This is a genomic window from Rhizobium sp. Pop5 (genome assembly GCF_024721175.1).
Lineage (GTDB): Bacteria > Pseudomonadota > Alphaproteobacteria > Rhizobiales > Rhizobiaceae > Rhizobium.
In genome coordinates this window covers 2,108,803-2,127,332 of record NZ_CP099399.1, presented here as the reverse complement: position 1 = coordinate 2,127,332, position 18,530 = coordinate 2,108,803, and the positions used below count along the sequence as shown (strand labels likewise).

General features: G+C 61.0%; 19 protein-coding genes. 8 read left to right on the top strand and 11 right to left on the bottom strand.

Translation table 11 applies throughout. The features are described 5' to 3' along the window. Positions 1-13: 13 nt before the first annotated feature. Positions 14-679 carry a hypothetical protein gene (locus NE852_RS12730; RefSeq protein ID WP_258156602.1) on the top strand — a complete coding sequence of 222 codons (666 nt, stop codon included), beginning with the start codon at positions 14-16 and terminating at the stop codon, positions 677-679. On the opposite strand, the gene NE852_RS12725 is transcribed toward NE852_RS12730, so the two are convergent. The 5 genes from NE852_RS12725 to NE852_RS12705 all read right to left on the bottom strand — a co-directional run bounded on the left by NE852_RS12725 (position 667) and on the right by NE852_RS12705 (position 7,519). Beyond that, positions 667-2,259: an IS66 family transposase gene (locus NE852_RS12725; RefSeq protein WP_008536638.1), complete on the bottom strand. Its 1,593-nt coding sequence runs from the start codon at positions 2,257-2,259 to the stop codon at positions 667-669. The two genes, NE852_RS12730 and NE852_RS12725, sit on opposite strands and share 13 nt — an antisense overlap. A 74-nt stretch (positions 2,260-2,333) precedes the next feature. Next, positions 2,334-2,678: an IS66 family insertion sequence element accessory protein TnpB gene (gene tnpB, locus NE852_RS12720; protein ID WP_008536637.1), complete on the bottom strand. Its 345-nt coding sequence runs from the start codon at positions 2,676-2,678 to the stop codon at positions 2,334-2,336. Beyond that, positions 2,675-3,025 carry a transposase gene (locus tag NE852_RS12715; protein ID WP_225897245.1) on the bottom strand — a complete coding sequence of 117 codons (351 nt, stop codon included), beginning with the start codon at positions 3,023-3,025 and terminating at the stop codon, positions 2,675-2,677. Before NE852_RS12715 ends, tnpB begins: the two co-directional genes overlap by 4 nt. A gap of 390 nt (positions 3,026-3,415) precedes the next feature. Further along, entirely contained in the window at positions 3,416-6,418 is a 3,003-nt protein-coding gene (uvrB, locus tag NE852_RS12710) for an excinuclease ABC subunit UvrB (RefSeq protein WP_258156600.1), read from the bottom strand. Positions 6,419-6,571: 153 nt separating this feature from the next. Beyond that, positions 6,572-7,519 carry an IS110 family transposase gene (locus NE852_RS12705; protein ID WP_008534962.1) on the bottom strand — a complete coding sequence of 316 codons (948 nt, stop codon included), beginning with the start codon at positions 7,517-7,519 and terminating at the stop codon, positions 6,572-6,574. Positions 7,520-7,909: 390 nt separating this feature from the next. Between NE852_RS12705 and NE852_RS12700 the strand changes: the two genes are divergently transcribed. Next, the gene (locus NE852_RS12700; protein ID WP_008534964.1) at positions 7,910-8,251 is read left to right on the top strand and encodes a hypothetical protein; all 342 of its coding nucleotides are present in this window, start codon (positions 7,910-7,912) and stop codon (positions 8,249-8,251) included. Positions 8,252-8,371: 120 nt separating this feature from the next. Here NE852_RS12700 and NE852_RS12695 read toward each other — a convergent pair whose 3' ends face one another. Then, positions 8,372-10,108: a rhomboid family intramembrane serine protease gene (locus tag NE852_RS12695; RefSeq protein WP_037175046.1), complete on the bottom strand. Its 1,737-nt coding sequence runs from the start codon at positions 10,106-10,108 to the stop codon at positions 8,372-8,374. A gap of 358 nt (positions 10,109-10,466) precedes the next feature. Here NE852_RS12695 and NE852_RS12690 point away from each other — a divergent pair, with 358 nt between their 5' ends. Then, positions 10,467-10,775: a DUF982 domain-containing protein gene (locus tag NE852_RS12690; RefSeq protein ID WP_308821741.1), complete on the top strand. Its 309-nt coding sequence runs from the start codon at positions 10,467-10,469 to the stop codon at positions 10,773-10,775. Positions 10,776-10,798: 23 nt separating this feature from the next. Here NE852_RS12690 and NE852_RS12685 read toward each other — a convergent pair whose 3' ends face one another. From NE852_RS12685 to NE852_RS12675, 3 genes are all read right to left on the bottom strand, one after another. Further along, positions 10,799-11,200 carry a GFA family protein gene (locus NE852_RS12685; RefSeq protein WP_008534971.1) on the bottom strand — a complete coding sequence of 134 codons (402 nt, stop codon included), beginning with the start codon at positions 11,198-11,200 and terminating at the stop codon, positions 10,799-10,801. A 92-nt stretch (positions 11,201-11,292) separates the two neighbouring features. Next, positions 11,293-11,748, bottom strand: a complete 456-nt coding sequence (locus NE852_RS12680; RefSeq protein WP_037175049.1) for a DUF805 domain-containing protein — start codon at positions 11,746-11,748, stop codon at positions 11,293-11,295. A 161-nt stretch (positions 11,749-11,909) separates the two neighbouring features. Next, positions 11,910-12,677, bottom strand: a complete 768-nt coding sequence (locus tag NE852_RS12675) for an adenylate/guanylate cyclase domain-containing protein (protein WP_008534974.1) — start codon at positions 12,675-12,677, stop codon at positions 11,910-11,912. A gap of 224 nt (positions 12,678-12,901) precedes the next feature. Between NE852_RS12675 and NE852_RS12670 the strand changes: the two genes are divergently transcribed. From NE852_RS12670 to NE852_RS12660, 3 genes are all read left to right on the top strand, one after another. After that, positions 12,902-13,690 carry a thioredoxin family protein gene (locus NE852_RS12670; protein WP_258156595.1) on the top strand — a complete coding sequence of 263 codons (789 nt, stop codon included), beginning with the start codon at positions 12,902-12,904 and terminating at the stop codon, positions 13,688-13,690. A gap of 216 nt (positions 13,691-13,906) precedes the next feature. Further along, positions 13,907-14,284, top strand: coding sequence for a response regulator (locus NE852_RS12665; RefSeq protein WP_008534991.1), 378 nt, complete (start codon positions 13,907-13,909; stop codon positions 14,282-14,284). A gap of 53 nt (positions 14,285-14,337) precedes the next feature. Beyond that, a complete protein-coding gene (locus tag NE852_RS12660; protein WP_258156594.1) occupies positions 14,338-14,592 on the top strand; it encodes a hypothetical protein in 255 nt (84 codons plus the stop codon). A gap of 1 nt (position 14,593) precedes the next feature. On the opposite strand, the gene NE852_RS12655 is transcribed toward NE852_RS12660, so the two are convergent. Then, positions 14,594-15,514: a LysR family transcriptional regulator gene (locus NE852_RS12655; protein ID WP_008535006.1), complete on the bottom strand. Its 921-nt coding sequence runs from the start codon at positions 15,512-15,514 to the stop codon at positions 14,594-14,596. 100 nt (positions 15,515-15,614) lie between these two features. Here NE852_RS12655 and NE852_RS12650 point away from each other — a divergent pair, with 100 nt between their 5' ends. Together NE852_RS12650 and NE852_RS12645 are read left to right on the top strand one after the other, a co-directional pair. Beyond that, on the top strand, positions 15,615-16,496 hold the full coding sequence (locus NE852_RS12650) for an NmrA/HSCARG family protein (RefSeq protein WP_008535009.1): 882 nt from the start codon (positions 15,615-15,617) through the stop codon (positions 16,494-16,496). A gap of 186 nt (positions 16,497-16,682) precedes the next feature. Further along, complete coding sequence (locus NE852_RS12645) at positions 16,683-17,483, top strand: class I SAM-dependent methyltransferase (protein WP_258156593.1); 801 nt, start codon at positions 16,683-16,685, stop codon at positions 17,481-17,483. A gap of 53 nt (positions 17,484-17,536) precedes the next feature. On the opposite strand, the gene NE852_RS12640 is transcribed toward NE852_RS12645, so the two are convergent. Further along, the gene (locus tag NE852_RS12640; RefSeq protein ID WP_258156592.1) at positions 17,537-18,373 is read right to left on the bottom strand and encodes an RDD family protein; all 837 of its coding nucleotides are present in this window, start codon (positions 18,371-18,373) and stop codon (positions 17,537-17,539) included. Positions 18,374-18,530: the final 157 nt, after the last annotated feature.

The following is an 18,530-nucleotide window of genomic DNA, read 5'->3' as shown; positions in this document are numbered from 1 at the left end:
AGAGTCGCGCGCCATGGATGGGGCGATTGGCTACAAAGGAAGAGTTTATTACTTCCCACATAAGAGCTATATCGAGTTTTTATGCGCGGAGTATGTAAGCAGGGTAAGATTTACATATGATGTAGCTGAAAAATTCTTCGCAAATGTCAATCCTGAGATTGTATCGTTCTTGGAGGAGGGGCCAGCCTCGACGCGAGAGAAGCTTCGAGAAGGTTTATCGTCAGTTAAGGGCGAAATTGGCTCGAGCATCTTGCGCTTCATTTCTGACGGAACTTATTACTCCAGCAATAAAGATCATCTGAACAGCAAGAATGTGAGTGTTTATGAGTTATACATATCTTATTTTAGTCTTGCTGAATCTTGTGCAAAAACTAAAGAAATTAGCTCATTCCTGATAAATTCCCTCAGGAATTCGCGAACTGTCACGAAGGTTGCTGCCTGTTTGGCGATGATAGGGGACCACATCGGCAACTACAAAGATCCCGACCTTGTTCAGAAGACCGTACGTCTCTTAACGGATGGTGCTGGGTTAAATAACTTATCTTCGTCAGGACTAGGAGAAACCATCGGCATCATTAATGAGAAGAACATCTTTCGCGCGATGGTCGCATATTCGCTCCGACTTAAGGGGCGAGAGTTGTTTCGTAAGCGGCAAGCTGAGGCCGTTCAGGCCGTGTAGTTCCATGGCATGAGGGCATCTATCTCGCTGCTGGGCCATCCGTTTGCGAGACGCTCAAGCGTTTGGGTCAGCCAAGCCTGAGGATCGACGGTATTCATTTTTGCCGTTTGCAACAGGGTCGCGATCGTCGCCCATGTCCTGCCGCCGCCGTCGCTACCAGCGAAGAGGCTATTTTTTCTGGTGATGGCTTGAGGCCTGATTGCCCGCTCAACAATGTTGGAGTCAATCTCGATGCGCCCATCCGTCAGAAAGCGCTCGAAGATGTCTCGACGCGAGATGGCATACCGGAGAGCCTCGGCGAGTTTGGATTTTCCCGAGACCCGCGGAAGGGTCGCCTGCCAAAGTGTGAAGAGGTCACGGACGATCACCGCCGAACTCTTCTGTCGCGCCGCGACACGAGCTTCAGGGCTTTGGCCTCGAACGGTTTCCTCGATCTCCCAAAGCTTTGCCATGCGCTCGACCGTCTCTGTGGCGACCTTCGAGCTCTTGGCAACATGCAATTCATAGAACTTCCGGCGGCTATGTGACCAGCAGCCAGCCAGGACAACGCCGTCGTTGCCTCCATCCTTGCGGACCAGTTTGCTGTAGGCACCGTATCCATCGACCTGCAGGATCCCGTGATAGCCGCTGAGGTGCCGCGCAACGCATTCGGTCGCTCGGCTGTCCTCGAAGCGATAGGCCACCATCGGCGGACCGCTGCCTCCAAAGGTCCGATCGTCCCTCGCGTAGGCCCATAGCCACGCCGTCTTTGCCGATCCGGATCCAGGTGCAAGCGTCGGCAAGGTCGTTTCGTCGGCAAAGATCCGCTCTGCCTTCTTGATCTCGTTCAGGATGTAATCAGCAAGAATATCGAGCTCGAACCCCAGCTTGCCCATCCATTGAGCCATGAGCTTGCGGTCGAGTTCGACCTTGTCCCGCGCGTAGATCGCTTCCTGGCGATAGAGGGGTAGACCATCGGCATATTTGGAAACGGCGATCTGCGCCAGAAGTGCTTCTGTTGGAATGCCGCCTTCAATGATGTGTGGCGGGGCCGCAGCCTGGATGACGCCGTCTTCGTTCTTAAAAGCGTATTTGGGACGGCGCGTGACGATGACACGGAACTTCGCCGCCACGACATCTAGCCGTTCGGAGACGTCTTCTCCGATCAGGATTCTTTGCTTGCCCGCGTGTTCCGGTAACTCTTCCGGCTCAATCACCACCTCGACGCGCTCAAGATGCGGTGCAAAGCCCTTGCGTGGCCGCGGTGCGCGTTTGCCATCCGTATTCGAGCTGCCTTTCGTGACCTGGGCTTTAATCGCGGCTATGCCGGTCTCGATCTCCTCGAAGACAAAGGCTTGCTGCTCATCGTCGATAGCCGATGCGCCGAGCTTTTCCGAGCGCCGTCCGAAGCGAGCCCGATCGAAGGCCTTGAGGATCTGCGTCAGCCTCTCGATACGCTCGTCGGCGTCAGCATTGCGGGCCTCCAGGTCATCGACCTGCTTTTCCAAAGCATCGACACGGGCTGCCTTTTCGGCCATGGCAAGGACCATGGCCTTTAGGGCCTCAACATCATCCGGGAGCTCGATCTCGGGTCGCGTCATGGATCTGATCAGAGCATATTTTGCCGTGATCCGCCCGTAGTTTCAGGCCCCTGATTCACTTCGCCGCAGTGGTTTTACCCAACAATCTCAGGCGGTTTGACGGGCGTAAAGCGAACCCGCTTCCAGTCCATTCCATCGACCAATGCCAAGAGCTGGGCATGGTTGAGCTGGACCCGGCTGTGGCCAATGCGCGGCCAGCAGAACTGCGCTTTTTCCAACCGCTTGGCATAAAGGCAAACCCCGGATCCATCCCACCATACAATCTTGATCCGGTCCGCTCGCTTCGCCCGGAAGACATAGAGAGATCCGCTGAACGGATCGCTGCCGGCATCTCGAACCAGCGATAGCAAGCTATCTGGCCCCTTGCGGAAGTCTATTGGATGGCTCGCGAGAAAGACCTTTACGTTCGACGGGATCATGCCGAGCGCACCGCTCGGATAACCCGTTGCAGGTGTGCTTCATCGATCCCAGCGCCAGCCCGGATCACAACGTCGCCGATGATCACGTCGATCACCGCAAGCGCACCACTTGACGTCGTTCTCGATACCGTAGCCTGATCCTGCCGCGCAGATCGGCGTCCGTCACGAGCATCACGGCGCCAACCAAATAGCTGTGAGGGATGTATCTCTAGGCGATGTGCGATCGCCGAAACACTGGCGCCGGGCTCCATCGCCTCGGCCACTGCCCGTTCTTTGAATTCGTCGGACCAGCGCCGCCGAAACTGTCGCGGCGCACCTTCAAGCCGTTCCGGAACGGCCTCGATCATATGGAAGTTTCTAGTTCCAGAGCTAGGCGCAGACATAGAAGCTCACAGTTCGTGAATCGTCTCACCGCAATACCGGAATCGCCGCCATCAATGCCAGACGGGGGCTGCTTGTCGCTTACGTTGTTTCTTGATGTAATGGAGTTTAAGCGAGTCGCGAGATGGGCGTGTCGACGGGGACTATATGTGCAAGGTTTAGAGACAGTTCCGGCGAGGATTTTGAGGGAATACAAGGTCTCCGTGTCGTGGTTTCCCGACAAAGCATCTGTTGAAAAAAGGATCGAGGAAATTTCCACTGGAAGGAATGAAAGTTTCATAAGGTTTAGGTTTGAAGGAGAGTTTGACGGATTGATGGGTTACTGAGGGTTGTTAAAGGTGACGGCTTCCCAAAGCTTATCTGCCCGGCCGCCCGGTCTTCCCCTTCGTCCGTCCCTTGCGCTTCTGCTCGCCCGGGTCCTCATAGCTTCCGACACCCGTCTTCCCGCGCACGACCGGCCGCACGTCATCGCGTTCCGGCTGGCCCTCCAACAGCGGCGAAAACCGCTTCGTGCCCTTTGATGCTTCCGGCTTTTCCGGCACGTGGCCGATGACCGGTTTTTCCGTTCGGCCGACGGTCATTTCGTCGAGGTCGTTTTTGCGGAAGAGGCTCTTCTTTGCGGGTTCGGCGATGTCGCGGCCCATGTCGTCCAGATCCGGTTTGCGGAAGAGGGGCGTGGTCGTGTCGGTGCCTGGGCCCATGTCGTCGAGGGAGGGTTTGGAGAAGTAGGAGGGTGTGGCCCCCTCATCCGCCCTGCCGGGCACCTTCCCCCCGCTGGGGGGAAGGGACTCGCGGGTCGCCTTGGCGTTCCGCTTGATGCCTTCCATCGCCTTCGACTCTTCGCGCGCCATCGGGTCGTCCATGACGGCGAGTTCGGCGGCCTTGAGGCGTTTGATTTCGTCGCGGAGGCGGGCGGCTTTTTCGAAGTCGAGGTCGGCGGCGGCGTCACGCATGCTTTTTTCGAGCGCATTGAGATGGGTTTGCAGGTTGTTGCCGACGAGGTTGCCGCCATCGGCGAAGCCTTTGCCCGAAACGCCTGAGATATCAGCGCGGACGTGGTCGCGTTCGTAGACAGAGTCGAGGATGTCGGAGATCTTGGCCTTGACGGATTCCGGCGTGATGCCGTTTTCGAGGTTATAGGCCATCTGCTTTTCGCGGCGGCGGCCGGTTTCCTCCATCGCCCGCTTCATCGAGCCGGTGACGTTGTCGGCATAGAGGATGACCTTGCCGTCGACGTTGCGCGCGGCGCGGCCGATGGTCTGGATCAGCGACGTCTCCGAGCGCAGGAAGCCTTCCTTGTCGGCGTCGAGAATGGCGACGAAGCCGCATTCGGGAATGTCGAGGCCCTCGCGCAGCAGGTTGATGCCGACGAGCACGTCGAAGGCGCCGAGGCGGAGATCGCGGATGATTTCGATACGCTCCAGCGTGTCGATGTCGGAGTGCATGTAGCGCACGCGCACGCCCTGTTCATGCAGATATTCCGTGAGGTCTTCGGCCATGCGCTTGGTCAGCACGGTGCAGAGCGTGCGGTAGCCCTTGGCGGCGGTTTCGCGGATCTCGCCGAGCACGTCGTCGACCTGGGTGCGGGCGGAGCGGACCTCGACCGGCGGGTCGATCAGGCCGGTGGGGCGGATCACCTGTTCGGCGAAGACGCCGCCGGATTGTTCCATCTCCCAGCCGCCCGGGGTGGCCGAAACGGCGATGGTGTCGGGGCGCATCGCGTCCCATTCCTCGAAGCGCAGCGGCCGGTTGTCCATGCAGGAGGGCAGGCGGAAGCCGTATTCGGCCAGCGTCGCCTTGCGGCGGAAGTCGCCCCGGTACATGCCGCCGATCTGCGGCACGGTGACATGGCTTTCGTCGATGAAGACGATGGCGTTGTCGGGGATGTATTCGAACAGCGTCGGCGGCGGATCGCCGGGGTCGCGGCCGGTGAGATAGCGCGAATAGTTTTCGATGCCCTGGCAGGAGCCGGTGGCTTCCAGCATCTCGATGTCGTAGCGGGTGCGCTGCTCCAGGCGCTGGGCCTCCAGCAGGCGGCCGGCCTTCTCCAGTTCGGCGAGGCGCAGCCGCAGTTCTTCCTTGATCGCCTTGATGGCGCCGTTCAGCGTCGGGCGCGGCGTGACATAGTGCGAATTGGCGTAGATCTTCACCGATTTCAGGTCGCCGACCTTCTGGCCGGTCAGGGGATCGAATTCGGTGATGGAATCGATCTCGTCGCCGAACATGGAGATGCGCCAGGCGGCATCCTCCAGGTGGGCCGGAAAGAGCTCGATCGTGTCGCCGCGCACACGGAAGGAGCCGCGGGTGAAATCCATGTCGCGGCGCTTGTATTGCTGGGCGACGAGGTCGGCCAGCAGCTGGCGCTGGTCCAGCCGGTCGCCGACATTCATCTGGAAGGTCATCGCCGTATAGGTCTCGACCGAGCCGATACCATAGATGCAGGAGACCGAGGCGACGATGATGCAGTCGTCGCGTTCGAGCAGCGAGCGCGTCGCCGAGTGGCGCATGCGGTCGATCTGCTCGTTGATCGAGCTTTCCTTCTCGATATAGGTGTCGGAGCGCGGCACATAGGCTTCCGGCTGGTAATAATCGTAGTAGGAAACGAAATATTCCACCGCATTGTCGGGGAAGAAGTTCTTGAATTCGGAATAGAGCTGGGCGGCCAGCGTCTTGTTCGGCGCCAGGATGACGGCCGGGCGCTGCGTCGCCTCGATCACCTTGGCCATGGTGAAGGTCTTGCCCGAGCCGGTGACGCCGAGCAGCACCTGGCTGCGGTCGCCATTCTCCAGGCCCTCGACGAGATCGCGGATCGCCGTCGGCTGGTCGCCGGCCGGCTTGTATTCGGAGTCCATGCGGATGGTGATGCCGCCTTCGGATTTGTCCGGGCGGGCAGGGCGGTGCGGCGTCCAGATCTTGCCGTTCTTGTGCAGCGGATTGCCGCTTTCGATCAGCTTCGACAGCGCCTCCACCGTGGCGGTGACGCCGCCCGGTGCGAGGTTGCCGGCATCCTCAAGGGAAATATCGAGGCCGGCAACCGGATTGAGGCCGGCGGCGGCGCGGGTCTTCGGGTCGGAGGAGCCGCCGATGGAAACGCCGCGCGCAGTCTTGCTGACCGTTGCCTTCTTGTTGACGCTGACGGCTTCGGCATGCTTGCGTGCCTCGTTCTCCACCTTCTTGCGGTGCTTGCCCGCCTTGGAGGCAATTTCGCGCTGGCTTTCGACGCCCGCCGCCTCGGCATCCGCCTCCAGCTGCTTCACCCAATCGGCAACCGAGCCGGACAGGGGGGCTCCCTCGAAAGACGATTGCGGGGCTTCCTCGAAGCCATTCGGGGCGGGGGATTTCTTCGGAGATTTGGCCATGGCGCGAATATGGAGAGAGTCAGCGCGAAAGGGAAGAGGCAAAGAGTACAAAAGGGAAACGAATGAATCGTTCCGATTGGGTCAACAATCTCTCGGCTCATGGCCAGCGGCCGGCGCACCCACCCCGTCCTTCGAGGCCCCTTGCTGGGCACCTCAGCAACCGTGTTGTTGCGGCTCGCTCCATGGCGTTTGTCTTTTGAGGATTGTGTTGATCATGATGATGAATTTTCGCATGGCGGCGACGATGGCGACCTTGGGTGGCTTGCCGGCGTCGCGCAGTCTTTTGTGGAAGGCCTTGATGGCCGGGCTGCAGCGGATGGCCGACAAGGTTGCCATATAGAGGGCGCATCTGACGGTGGCGCGGCCGCCGGCGATATGGCGCTGGCCGCGCCAGGTACCGCTGTCGTGGGCGATCGGGGCGACGCCGACGAGGGCGGCGAGCTTCTTGTCGTCGATGGCGCCGAGTTCGGGCAGTTCGGCGATGAGCACGGCGGCGCTGACCTCGCCGATACCGGGCACGGTCAGCAGCAGATCGCGGCGTGCGGCAATGTCGGGTTGGGCATCGATGGCGAGCGCGATGGCGGCATCGACACGGGCAAGCTGGGCCTTGAGGGCGGCGATGGTCTCGCCGATCAGCGCGGCAACGGCTTGCGGGGCATGTTCGAGGCGGTTCTTCTCGGCGACGGCCATGTCGATGAGCTGGCGACGGCGGGCGACAAGGGCAGCCAGAGCGATGCGGCTGTCGTCGATATGGGGGATCTGTGCCGGCCGCATCGCTCTGGCGAAGTGGCAGATGACGCGGGCGTCGACCTGGTCGGTCTTGGCCAGCCGGCCGCTGGCCCTGGCGAAGTCGCGGACCTGGCGGGGATTGACGACGGCGACGGCAATGCCGGCGGCCATCAGCGTCCTGACGATTGCCATCTCGTAGCCGCCGGTGGCCTCGACGACGACGAGTTGGGCGCCGGCTATCGCCGTCGCCAGCGCGGTCTGGCCCGGCGCATCGTTGTCGAAGCGAGCGACGGCGGGTTTGCCCTCGACGGCCACGTCGAGATGGGCCTTCGAGACATCGATGCCGACCATGAAAGCTTGCGGGACATGCATGGGGTGCTCCTCCTTGCCACGCGGGCTCGAAGCCCAGTCAACCGTTCGAGCGAAGACATGGCGACGGGGATGCTTGCTGAGGTCCGAGTTCGAAACCCAAGGATGACACGCATCCCCGTCGCACAGGAGCATTATACCGCAACGGCAACGTACAAGGATGAGGCTCTCTTGGGTGTTGGCGGCATCTCTTGCGCCAGCGAGTGGCTGCGGCATCCTCCAAGGTCCCCCATGCTGAGGTGCGCAGCCTGCAGGGCGGAGCCTCGAAGCACGCGCCGCAGCGCTACTCCCATTTCTCGTTCCCAGGCAAATAAAGTCTGTGGTTGAAGGGCGGGTCGCCTCCCGCATTGCGGGCGGCAATGTTACAGCTAATGCGGGAATTGGGGACCATTCATGAACAAGATCATCATTGCATTCGCGGTGACGGCGGCACTCGCCGGCTGCGCCAAACGTCCTGACGCCATCGTGCAGGTCGATATTCCGATGGCGGCCTATACGAACCTCAGTTGCGAAGCGCTCGCCGTGCAGCTGAAGAAAGAGAAGGCCAAGCTCGACGATCTGTCCAAGCAGCAGATCAGCGCGGCGAACGGCGACGCTTTCGGCGTCTTCCTCGTCGGCGTCCCGATCGGCAGCGTGGCTGGCGGAGACAAGGAAGGGGAAATTGCCGCGTCCAAAGGCAAGGTGTCGGCCATGCAGTCCGCCGGCATGAGCAAGGGCTGCAAGCTGCCAGGTTGATGGTCGCTTACGAAAAGAGGTGGCGCCGCCAAGCCGGCGCACCCGCCTCGTCCTGAGGCTTCTATGGGGCGCCTCAGGTGAGACTCTCTTGATGTGCGGCGCCGGCGTGGCGGCGTGTGATCATTTCGCTTTGAGCTTGGCCAGTTCGTATCCTGCCGCCTCGTGCTCGATGAAGGTGCTCGGGCAGGACAGCAAGGCGCCTTGGAACCGCCGGCGCGCGTATTCCGTGGCTCCCGCAAACAAATACCATTCGCCGCCGTAGAAGATCGCTTCGCAAATCTGGTTGCTGTCGGCCGCATTGAGCTCCATTTCCACCGGCTTCAGCTCGCCGAGGAAAAGGCGGTAGATGGGATAGGGCCATGCCGTTTTATCAGCCTTGTCGGCGGCGGCTCTGAGATCGTCCAGCGCCTTCGGATCACCCACTCTGGTTTGAGCGAAATAGCGCCAGACGCGAGCATAGGGAGCCGTGGTTCCGTTCAGATTTGCCTCTGTATCAAATCCCGTTATCGCCTGCTGATACCTGCCGCCGAAATAGTTGGTGATCGGATCGTTGAGATAGAATTGGCGTGCATTGATGATCGGCCACAGCGCTCCCGCCGCAATGATCACGAATGCGGCGCTGAAGGCGATCGCCACTCTGTCGTAACGAGGTGTCGGCTGCTCGCGTGGCCAGAAGCGCAACAGCAGAAGCGACAGTGCCGCGCCGGTCACGGCGCCGCCGAAATGGCCGGCATAGTCGATGGTCTGACCGTCTCTCGCAGAGTTGAAGATCGGCAGCAGCGAGGGGATCAGAATCTGAATGGCTCCCGTTTGCAGCGAAGATGCGATCGGCGTCGGCCGGAAATGGAAGCTGGCAACGATGACGGCCGCGAAAAGTCCGACGATGCCGCCGGAGGCGCCAACGCCCACGGTGTTGGCGTCATTGATCCAGACCGACGCGATGGACCCGCCAAGGGCGCTGGCGAAGAAGATTGCCGCAAACCAGCGCCAGCCGATCAACCGCTCGAACAGCCGCCCCGCGACCCAGAGAGCAACGCAATTGAGCGCGAGGTGGATGATGCTTCCGTGCATGAAGGGCGCGGTGAACAGCCGCCACCATTCGCCGTCCCCGACGATGTTCTGGCGAAACGTGCCGCCGAGCATCCACAAGGTGCGGATGGTGGGAGAACCGGCTTCGGACGGTTCGACGCCGAAGGCGAGCTCGCCGGCATAGACGGCAATGAGAACGGCGAGAAGAGCGTAAGTGAAGACCGGATATCGGGCATTGTTGAGAACCGGTTCGGTCGTTTCGACCTCTTCCTCGGCAATTGAACCGTCTTCATGGGCGGCCCGCTGTTCGGCTTCTTTCGCTTCGGTGAAGAGTTCAGAGAACTGGTTGAAGATGGAGTTCGGCTGGCCATGCAGCGTCTGTAAAGGAATGCCGAATTTGAGACGCGACATCCCAAAAAGCCAATCTAGCGGGACGGCTGTAAGCCTCCTGCTCAATGAAGAAGCGGCGACAGGATCAAGGCGGAGGGTGATGATATCAGCGTTCTTGCCTTGGGTTCTTTCGAAGTGCCGGATAGCCGACCACCGCACGATTTGACCTGGAAATTTCGGTAGCCGGATACCGGCCGTCGACATCACTAGTCCCGGCCCTCTTGAGAAAAGCTGGGGCATCGCCAGCAATGCGAGCCCACCGAATAACCCTGCACCGACCAACGAGAAAAACCAGACAACAAGGGGGTCCTTGTGCTCTGGTGGGTAGTATCCTATCCAGATGGATGCCGCTGCAAACGCAATCAATATAAAGAGCAGCCGCAGCAATCTGCCTTTGTTGTAAGCATGTTCCGATCTGCGCAATTCTTCCGGCTTCATTCAAAAATTCTCACTGAAAAAGCATCGATTTCACCCAGGCTTGCTGGAGACGCAAGCGAGTGATTTTACATATCAAGAAATTCCCCAAGAAGAGACTATCTACTTGCAATGGTAATTTGCAAGATGGGCTAGAAACTTCCCAAGAGAGAAGCGCAGGCGAGGCGGATGCATCGGCCCGCTGGCGCGGTGTCTTCCGACCTTCCCTCGTCCTGCAAGGCTCGAGCCTTCGGCTTCCGCGCCTCAGAATAAGGCTCTCTCCGGCGTTTGCGGCTACCCTGAGCGCTGGCGCTGCCACCGCCGCCCAGTGGAACCGTGATCGGCCTTCCGCAGTTAGTTTCCTGTCCATTCAGATGCAGGTATCACTGCCATTAACGACCATTCCGCCTTCTGGAAGAAACCGATCTCGATCGATCTTGATAGCGGCGAACGGCTGGTTCTCCGCTCCCCGCAGGACGCGCTTTATGCACTGGTCTCCGACTGGCCGGTCAATGGCGGCGTCCATCAGCAGCGGGCGATCGATTTCTGCCGGGCCTGGCTGGCCGGGCGCATGCCGGCCGAGACGGTGCGGCAGGCTTTTATTCTGGCAGCGCTCGAGGCGGGCGTGGCGGTGAATGAGGAAGAAGACGGCGCCGGAGCATCGGCCTCAACTCCTCCTGTGAAGAGCTGACGACAGGCTTCGTCCGGACGCTCTCAAAACCAAAGATCCCTTACACACCCGCCGTCGGACGGAAGATCATCGAAGGTGTCCAGCCCGTCGAAATGATCGATCGGAAGGTCGGCGACAAGTTCCGGCGGCGCAAGCCGGATGTTGACGGCTATGCGCCGGCGGCCGTCCTTGTGCAGGCGCAGGCCACGCCAGCTGAGCACGCAGGCGCAGGTCGGGCAGAACAATATTTCGAGCGACGGGTCATCCTTGCCGGCGCGGGTGTAGGAGGCGGTCTCGCCGCTGAGGGCGATGCGCTCTCCCTCGTAATCGTAAGCCCACAGGGTGCCGTAGCGCCGGCAGAGCGTGCAGTTGCATGCGGTGATCGAGCCCGGATCGCCTTCGAGCGTCCAGCCCGCCTTGCCGCAATGACATGAGCCCGTCAGCATAATGTTCGGTCCATCCTGTCTCTATCCGATGACGGTATCCTGCCTCAACGGGCCAGCGCTCTCAACCCGCGAAAACCATCCTCACACTTCGCTCAAGCAAAAACGGTTTCCCTGGAATGATCCGCCGTCGGCGCTTTGCAATACCATACGAGGACGGCAATCGATCCAATGGGAAATAGTAATCCAAGAAGCTGGTGCCATCCGCTTCGGTTGACGTCGTGAAGGCGTCGGGCGGCCATGGCGATCCACGGAAGAAACGTGACCAGCGACCAGATCCGGTTCAAGGTTTCGCTCCGATCCACGACAAGCAAAGCGATGGCGACGACAGATTGAAAGAGTGCCGAATACCAGAATTCCGATCGACTGGCTCTGCCGGAAAAAGTCACATAGTTCCTGAAATAGCTTCCGATCGCCTGGCCGAAACCCATGGGCTCCGCCAGTCCACCGAAGCGGTTCGGGCCGGCCGGCGGTTTTCTCAGGATGAAGATCAATGGCACGACGACCACGATCAACACGATCAACCAGTGCCACAAAGAAAAACTACCCATGAGATACCCCCAACGATTTAAATCGCTGAACGATAAGCAATGGTCGTTTCCGGAGGATTAATCCGCTTGTAATTCGATAGTTTTCGCAATCACAGCGTGAGAAGCTACGGTTGCCGCGTTACGGGTTGGATGATCTTCGAAGAAGGCCCTAGCGCGATCGCTCAGCGCTTGACCAGCACGCGCGCCTGCACCGGGTGTTCGATGCCCTTGAGCATGAGCGTGCGTTCTTCCGCGCCGGTAACAAGCGCTGAAGCCTCCGCCGCCGTTTCCGTCGAAACCAATATCTCGCCCGCCGCAGCTTGGGATTCCAGCCTCGCGGCCTGGTTGACGACGCCGCCGATGGCGGTGAAATCGCTGCGGAAGCTGGAGAACTCGCCGATCTGGACCTCGCCGGAATGGATGCCGACGCCGACGCCGAGGGGGCGGCCGGGCAGGGCGTCCGGCGCCAGGCCGTTCAGCGCCGCCGCGCAATTGCGCTGTATCTCCTGCGCGGCCAGGATCGCGGCGGTCGCGTGATCCTTCCGGATGATCGGGAAGTTGAAGATCGCCATCAGCCCGTCGCCCATCTGCTTGTTGACGATGCCGTCATGCGCCCAGATCGCCTGGGCGCAACGATCCTGGAACAGGCTGACGATTTCGCTGAGTTGCACCGCCTCGATGCGCTCGGACAGATCGGTGAAGCCCCTGATGTCGGCGAAGAGGATGGTGGCGTCAACGGTGATCTGGCGCTGCTTCTTCACATATTGGAAGGAACGCTCGCAGATCGTGCAGATATCGGGGTTCATCTTGCTGCGGGTGATGCCGAAGGCGCGGAAGGGGAGTGCCAGCGGCCCGCCGATCGGGATCGGCATGTGCATCTGGTCCCAGCAGCCGCGGCAGATCCTGGCGCCGCCGTGGCTTGCCGGCTCATTTGATGAGGCTGTCGTCATGTCAAGCAATCCGTCGCCGATGGCCGGGGTGAAGCTTCCGTCACTCTGCGGGTTTTGGCAACTGTTCTGTTGGCGGGGAGCTGCCGCGCCAGTCGCGCGAATTCCGGTCACACTTGTTACTCTCACTGTCCAATCCGCAATGCGAAACTATCTTCGATCAATGCGCGATGAACCGGCTTCGGTGATGGAGCGCGGGAATTCGCCCCAATCAGGAGATTGAAGCGATGACCGGAACAGCAGGGAATGGAAAGAGCGGGCAGGCCATGCACAGGCCGCCCGTCGTGTCGCAGGAGGCCTGGGAGACGGCCCGCAAGCAGCTGCTCGTCAAGGAAAAGGCCGAGACCCGCGCCCGCGACGCGCTGGCCGCCGAGCGCCGCCGGATGCCATGGATGGCGGTCGACAAGAATTATGTCTTCGAAGGATCGCAGGGCAGGATGAGCCTGCTCGACCTGTTTGCGGGCCGGCGCCAGCTCATCGTCTATCGCGCCTTCTACGAGCCCGGCGTCTTCGGCTGGCCCGAGCATGCCTGCCGCGGCTGTTCGATGGTCGCAGATCAGGTCGCCCATGTTGCCCATCTCAACGCCCGCGACACGACCCTGGTCTTCGCCTCGCGCGCGCCGCAGGCCGAAATCATCGGGCTGAAGGAGCGGATGGGCTGGACGATGCCCTGGGTGACGGTCACCGACGGTTTCGACAAGGATTTCGGCGTCGACGAATGGCACGGCACCAACGTCTTCTACCGCGACGGCGAGCGGATCTTCCGCACCTATTTCGTCAACAACCGCGGCGACGAACAGATGGGTGGCACCTGGAACTATCTCGACATCACGCCGCTCGGCCGCCAGGAGGTCTGGGAAGATTCGCCCGCGGGCTATCCGCAGACGCCGACCTACAAATGGTGGAACTGGCACGACAGCTACGTCGCCGACGCCGCGCCCGACAAGAAATGGGTCGAAGTCTCCGACGCCGGCGAGGCGGCGTTCCGGGAGGAAAGCGCAAAGGCGGAACGGTAGAGCGAGGCCTCTTCGACGCGGTAGTGAGTAGTGGGTAGTGGGTGGTTTTTCCTGATCACCAATCGCTATTTCCTGCTCACTCATGCGCTGGGATAAATCGGTTACCATTTTCAGCACCTTTCTTTTTTGAAACGGAAACATTCGAGGGGAAGTTGCGTTCTATCGATTGCCGGACGTGTGCCGCCGGATTGCTTGCTCATGGCAGGAGGACCATCCATGAAAGTCATGATCGTCGAAGACGACAACATCATCGCCCTTGAACTCGAGCGTATCGTGCAGGATGCCGGGCACCAGACCGTTGGGCCGGTTTCGACGATCGAGCAGGCTCTCGCCTATGCTTCGAAAAGCGATGTCGCGCTCGTCGATCTCAGTCTTGCCGACGGCCTCAGCGGCGCCCAGCTCGCACGCCGGCTGATCGACCGCTTCGGCGTCGACGTCATCTTCGTGACCGGCAGCCCGGAGAGTGTCGGAAGCGGGCTCGAAGGCGCGCTCGATGTCATTGCCAAGCCCTTCAGCGAGGACAGGATCGCCGGCGCGCTCTCGCGGGCAGAGTCCCTGCGCCGGGACTACGAAGGCAGAAACGCTGTCTTCTGACCGCGCAAAGTCGTATTCTTCCGTGGCCAATGTCACCGGGAGGAGATGCCAGGATGAGGCACGCGCTCATTGCCGTTTTCTTCGCGCTCACCGCCTGCGCCAGCACGGCGGGCGAACCGCAGCCGCTGCCTGACAGTCTCACCTATGGCGGAAAGGTCGTCCATTCGCCCTATCGCCCGGGAACGGTGGTCCAGCACACCTTTCTCGGCGATTTCGGCTACCGCGTCTTCGAGTCCTATGTCGTGCAGCCGGACGGAACGCTCAAGCTGACGTCGCAGAGCACCGGACCGGATTTCCTCTGGCGGTGACCTATCGCGATATGACCGCGAGTTCGTCGATTGCGCCGTTCCCCGCGTTCAGGTGATCGATTGCCAGCTGGATGAATGTCTTGACCAGAGGCGGCAGCTGCCGGCTGCTGGGATAGACGACGTGCAGGCCGCCGGTCAGGGTCGTGTAACCGTCGAGAACGCGGCACAGCCGCCCATCCCTGATGCAGGCATTGGCGAACCCATGGGGCAATCGGGCGATGCCATAGCCGGCGATCGCTGCGGCCATGACCGCCTGCATTTCATTGGCGGCGAAGCGCCCCGAGACCGAGACCGTTTCCTGGCCGTGCGGGCCTTCGAGCAGCCATTGTGCATGGGTGGATTGGCCGGCGACAACGCAGTCGTGGCGGACGAGATCTGCCGGGCGATCGGGCGCGCCGCAGCGGGCGAGATAGTCGGGGCTCGCGCAGAGCAGGCGATGGGTAGAGCCGAGCTTGCGGGCGATCAGCGTGGAATCCTCCAGGATGCCGGTGCGGAAGGCGAGGTCTATGCCGTTTTCGACGAGGTTCAACCTGTCGTCGGTCAGGCGCAACTCGACCCTCGACTTCGGGTAGGTCGCCAGAAGATCGAAGATCGCATCCTGCAGGAAAAGGCCGCCGAAGCCGACCGGCGCCGATATCCGGATCGTGCCGGCGGGCTCCGTCCTTGCTTCCGCAAGACGCAGGTTGGCGCCTTCGATCGTGCGGAGCGCCTGGCTGCTTTCCTCGTAATAGAGGCGGCCGGCATCCGTCGGGTTGAGGCTGCGGGTCGTGCGCTGCAGCAGGCGCACGCCGAGTTCGCGCTCGAGAGCGGCAATGCGACGGCTGACTGTTGTCTTCGGCATGCCGAGCAGGCGCGCCGCGGCGGTAAAGCTGCCAGCTTCAATGACGCGGGCGAAAATCATGATATCGTTGAGATCGAGCATTGTATCCTGAGATGGTACGATGTTTTCCAACTATAGGCTATTATGGATCAATGCGACAGGCCTTAACTTTGCTCTATCGTTCACAACAAGGAGCAGACAGATGAGCAACATACGAAGCGTTCTGGTGACGGGCGCCACCGGCCAGCAGGGCGGAGCGGTCGTGCGCGCGCTTCTCGCCCGGGGACACCGCGTCAAGGCGATCTCACGCAAACCGGACGGCGACGGCGCAAAGCGGCTGGCTGCGGCAGGGGTCGAGGTCGTCGCCGGCGACCTGGATGACGGCGCATCCGTGGCGAAGGCGGCAAGCGGCGTCGACACGATGTTCCTGATGGGCAACAGCTATGAGGCCGGGACGGAAGCGGAAACGCGCCAGGGCATCACCGTCGCCAATGCGGCGAAGGCCGCCGGCGTCGGTCACCTGATCTATTCCTCCGTTGGCGATGCCGACAAGAAGACCGGCATTCCGCATTTCGACAGCAAGTATCTCGTCGAGAAGCACGTCGTGGGCCTCGGCATTCCCTATACGGTCAGTGCGCCCGTCGCCTTCATGGAAAACACGGTGGCGCCTTGGGCGATCGATGGACTCCGACAGGGCGTCTATGCCGCAGCGCTGCCGCCCGCACGCGTGCTGCAGCAGATCACCATCAAGGATATCGGGGCGTTCGTCGCGGCTTTGGCCGAGCGGCGCGAACAGGTGTTCGGCAAACGTTTCGATATTGCCGGTGACGAATTGTCAGGCGAGCAGCAGGTGGAGATCCTGTCCGAGGTCCTCGGCCGCCCGATTGCTTTCCGTGAACTGCCGATCGCCGCGATGCGGCAGCAGAGCGAGGACTCGGCGCTGATGTTCGAATGGTTCGACCGCACCGGCTACAGCGCCGACATCGCCGCCCTGCGCCGCGATTTCCCTGAGGTCGGCTGGCACCGGTACCGCGATTGGGCGCAGGGGTTTGATTGGAGCGTTCTCGACAGCGCCGGCGCCTGACGCGCTGCGACGGCCGTTGACTGCGGCAGACGCTCGGGTCACGTCCCGGGCATCGCGAACAGAGGTATTCCGCGCGGAGGCTTTTTCGCGCGGATGAGCTGACAAGGTCAGGTTGACTATCCGCTTGCTGCGGCCCGCCCCTCGGAGCCATATTGATGGCACATTGTCCTTGGAGGGGAGGCTTTCATGCCGTCGAGTTTCCATGTCGAAAGCGCGGATGGTTATGAGCGGTTGATGGGCCGGTGGAGCCGGACGCTGGCGCCGATGCTGATCGATTTCGCGGGGCTGGCGGACGGGGATCGCGTGCTCGATGTCGGCTGCGGCACCGGCAGCCTGACATTCACGCTGGCGCAGACGCCCGGCCTGCAGGAGATCGCTGCCATCGACTATTCGCCTGTTTTCGTCGAGGCAGCCAAAGGGCGCAATAACGATCCGCGGATCACGATCCAGCAGGCCGATGCCTGCGCGCTTCCCTTCGAGGATAACCGCTTCGACCGTGCGCTATCGCTGCTCGTGCTGCATTTCGTGCCGGAGGCGGGCAAGGCAGTGGCCGAGATGGCCCGGGTCGTGCGTCCCGGCGGCGTGGTCGCGGCCGCCGTCTGGGACCATTACGGCGGCATGTCGGGCATGCGGATGATGTGGGACACGGTCGTCATGCTCGATGAGAACGCGCTGCCGCTGCGCCGCAGATATTGTTTCCAGCCGATGACGCGGCCGGGGGAGATGAAGCAGACGTTCATCGCGCAGGGCCTTGCCGATGTCGAGGAGACGTCGCTGCTGATCCGGATGGATTACCTTTCCTTCGACGACTACTGGAGCCCGATCGCCGCCGGCGAGGGACCGCTCGGCAAATATGTCGCCGGGCTGGAGCCGGAGAAACGAGCCGCCGCGGATGCCGCCCTTCGGGCCGCCTACGAGGCGGGAGAGCCGGATGGGCCAAGGTCGTTCGCGTCGGTGGCGTGGGCGTGTCGAGGCAGGGTGGCGTGAGGCAGTTGGGCGCGTCGGCCGTGATACCGAGGCTGCCGGCTGCGGATTCTCTGTTAGGCGCTCACGACCTCGCAACCGCAGATGCGATCATAATATGTCTGTCCCTGCCACGCGATGATTGGCACGAGCCACCAAGACAAGGCTGCTATCGTCCCGACGACGTAAAGTCCAATCGCCCCATCGTTCGAAGGGGTGTATCCGCCGCGGAACATGCCAAGCAATGCGTCGAAGTCTTGCGTCGGATAGACTGGAAACAGCGAGATCGCAAAGATGGCGGCACTGAAAAGCAGGTTCGGGCTGAATTTGAGGATTTCGCGTTTAAACGCGGTGCCGATGTCGGGACCTTCACCATCGATCGACTGAACTCTGAGGAAGAAAACCGCCTTCCCGAATGTGCGGCGGCCATTCGCGGAAAAGTAGGCGAAAGCCAGCGCCATCAGCGCCGTATTGGCTAAGCCCGATATCAAGCCGGAGTAGGCCGGTATTGTCTTGCTCGCCGGATTGCCGTCTGCGTCCACAGGGATGGTCAGCACTTGAGTGGGCGTCACATAGTCCCAAGGTTCCATCTCAACGGTTATCTGCAGGTATCTCTGCTTTCCCGAACCAAATTGACGCGATTCACAGATATCGTTGGTGCGCCATTCGTTCGCCTTCAACGGCCAATTCGTGTCAATTCGCTTTGCAAGTTGATCGGGCACTCCCTCTCTGCACTCCATGGAGGCATCGTTGGCGAAGCTGAAGCTCTCGGGGAAGGCCGTTGAAATGTAATGGACCGCTATAAGAATGGCAGCTTGAAAAATGACAATGTCGACGGCAAGGGCTGCAAGCCGCCGCCAGAAGTAGCGGGAAGGCAAAGCGATGGATTGCGGCATCTCTGCTATATAATCCATATGCTCCCCTGAATGCCGTCTAGTCCGGCGGATAGAACTCCCTTCAACATGAAGTAGCAAATTTCGCCGGGATTGATACAGGCCCTCTAGCGGCCTCACCTCGGAGCCGGTGACGGAACCATGCGATCGGCTTCGCGCTCATCGCAATCGGAGCATC